This window comes from Deltaproteobacteria bacterium (assembly GCA_016875395.1).
In the GTDB taxonomy this organism is placed as follows: domain Bacteria; phylum Myxococcota_A; class UBA9160; order UBA9160; family UBA6930; genus VGRF01.
Genome location: VGRF01000074.1, coordinates 1 through 1,775, shown reverse-complemented (window position 1 = coordinate 1,775; position 1,775 = coordinate 1). Strand labels below are relative to the sequence as shown.

Below are 1,775 nucleotides of genomic sequence, written 5' to 3'. Positions count from 1 at the left end.
AGCGCCGTTGATTATTTGCTGAGCCTGATCCCCCGGTTACCTGGAGAACGCAACGCTCCTCAGCGGGGCGGATTATAGCGCAGGCGTTCGAAAACAGGGAGGGAGCGGGATTTGCGGCCGGGCCGGGGGGCGCGTGGGTGGGGTAAATGTGCGCGATCGGTAACATTTGCCGGGCTCCGGCGCGGCGCCACCCAGCCACTCAATCCCTGCTGCGCACGAACGCGATCAGCGGCGCGATGTCGCGCGCATCTGCCGCGCGCAACGCGGCGAGGTACCGTTCTCTCGCCACGCCGGCGTGCTCCAGGTCGCTCCTTCCCCAGGAAAACGGCGCGGCGCCGTTCGCCCCCAGCACGAGGTCTGTCAGCAGGCGCGCGTGGCGGCCGTTGCCGTTGGGGAACGGATGGATGGACACCAGCCGGTGGTGGAAGCGCGCCGCGACCTCGTCCAGCGGAGCCACCTTCGCCGCGAGCTGCGCGCTGGTGTCCTCGATCAGCTTGCGCACCTCCTCCGCGATCCGGTTCGGCGCGATGCCGATATTCTTCTCCGTGTTGCGGAACATGCCCGCCCAGCGCCATGTGCGCCCGAACATGCGCCGGTGCAGCTCGCGCAGGAACGCGTCGTCCAGCGGAGCACGCCTGCGTGCCGGGCCGCGCGCCCAGCGCTCACCCTCCAGGATGTTCTCGGCCTCCCACTCGTCGAGCTGCTCGCGCGTCGTGATGTGCCCCGGCAGGAGCCCGGCCGCCTCATCGGCCTCCAGCGGGGTTGCACCCGCGGCCAAGCGCTATTCCCAGAGCCGGCGCGGGCTGCCGGCAAGCAGCGCCTGCGCGCGGCGCTCGAGCTGCCGGCGCTCACGTTCCACGGAAAGCCCCTGTTGCTCCAGCCGCATGCTGTGCGCGACGGGTGCGAGCTCTTGGCGCGCGACTTCCAGCGCGCGGGCGCGGCGCAGTTCGGCGACCGAGCCTGCTTGAGGGACGACCGCGTAGGCGACGCGGCAACCCAGCGCGCGCGCGAGCTTGTCTAGGCTCGCGAGCGTGATGGTGCCCTTCGCTTCGCTGCGCTCCAGCGTCGCGATGGTTTCGCGCGAGACGCCGGCGCGGCGCGCAAGCTGGCCCGCGCTCATGCCAAGCGCCTCTCGCAGGGCGCGGATCCAGCCTTTGGGCGGACGCGTCGCGGCGGAGCCGTAGGTGGCGAGGGCCTCGTCGAGCTGCTCGAGGGCGAGGGTGGGGAAGCCGGGTTTGGTTGGCATAATGGTTGGCAGAATGTGTGTCTATAAACACTGTTAATAGTTGATTATGGTTACTATAGACACTCTTTGTCAAGGCCTTCCCGGCCAGGTATCCGTGCCCACCCCACGAGCTGCCGCTCGCTACCTTTCTTGGCGAAGCGGTGCCCCGTGGCAGCGCTGCTCGACACCCACGTTTGGGCGTGGTGGTCGGACGGTGACGAGCGCCTGCCGGCGGCGCAGCGCGAGGCACTCGACCGCCGCGCCATCCTTGATGCCGATGTTGTATCCGTCCGGCCACAGCTCCGCGTCCAGCACCGCCTTCACGCGCCGCAGCATCGCCAGCATCGCGTACCACGACTACGCCATCAGCCCCGAGCTATTCCACTGGCAGACGCAGAACAACGTGGGCCCGGACACACCGGCGGGACGGCGCTACATGGAAAGCCCGCAGAACGGCTGGCGCTTCTTCCTGTTCCTCAGGGAGAGGAAGGATGCGGCGTACTGCGCGCTGGGACCCGCCTCCAAAGTCCATATCGAGGGCGACCGGCCG

3 protein-coding genes and 1 riboswitch are annotated in these 1,775 nt (G+C 68.8%); of the genes, 1 reads left to right on the top strand and 2 read right to left on the bottom strand.

Going from position 1 to position 1,775, the window contains the following annotated elements; all coding sequences use genetic code 11:
• Positions 1-67: riboswitch (S-adenosyl-L-homocysteine riboswitch) on the bottom strand. This riboswitch is flagged as partial in the annotation.
• A gap of 132 nt (positions 68-199) precedes the next feature.
• Together FJ091_22130 and FJ091_22125 are read right to left on the bottom strand one after the other, a co-directional pair.
• Positions 200-778 (bottom strand): mobile mystery protein B, encoded by a 579-nt coding sequence (locus tag FJ091_22130; GenBank protein ID MBM4386048.1) that lies wholly within the window; start codon positions 776-778, stop codon positions 200-202.
• Between the two features lie 3 nt (positions 779-781).
• A complete protein-coding gene (locus tag FJ091_22125) occupies positions 782-1,246 on the bottom strand; it encodes a mobile mystery protein A (protein ID MBM4386047.1) in 465 nt (154 codons plus the stop codon).
• Between the two features lie 46 nt (positions 1,247-1,292).
• Here FJ091_22125 and FJ091_22120 point away from each other — a divergent pair.
• Positions 1,293-1,775 (top strand): DUF3427 domain-containing protein (locus FJ091_22120; GenBank protein MBM4386046.1); only part of this gene is annotated, 483 nt, incomplete at its 3' end.

Coding starts and splice junctions, on each gene's coding strand:
- FJ091_22125 (MBM4386047.1), bottom strand. CDS start 1,246: ATGCCAACCAAACCCGGCTTCCCCACCCTCGCCCTCGAGCAGCTCGAC.